This window comes from Veillonella sp. ZSJB6 (assembly GCF_051549505.1).
Lineage (GTDB): Bacteria > Bacillota > Negativicutes > Veillonellales > Veillonellaceae > Veillonella.
The window spans coordinates 1-235 of the sequence record NZ_JBPUGE010000192.1; the positions used below are offsets into that span (position 1 = coordinate 1).

1 protein-coding gene is annotated in these 235 nt (G+C 65.5%); it reads left to right on the forward strand.

The window, feature by feature from the left end:
- Window positions 1–235, forward strand: a 235-nt coding sequence (locus ACSV5T_RS10385; protein ID WP_438321096.1) for a hypothetical protein, incomplete at both ends; no start/stop codon positions are given.

Consider the following 235-nt stretch of genomic DNA (forward strand, 5'->3'; position numbering starts at 1 on the left):
CGAGTCCCTCCGCCCTGCGCCGCTCAGACAGCCTGTCACTGCGGCTTGGCAACACCGCCCAGTTGGTGTTGTCCCAGAAGGGACGTGCAGGCAAGGAGGAGGACGATGACGACGACGACGACGATGGCGGCGGCGAGGAGCTGGCTCCTGCAGCACCATTTCCTGTGGTGCCCACTCTGGATGACCATGCTGTCGTCGGGGTCGACGCCGGCAAGGACAGCTTCTTTGCCAGCGG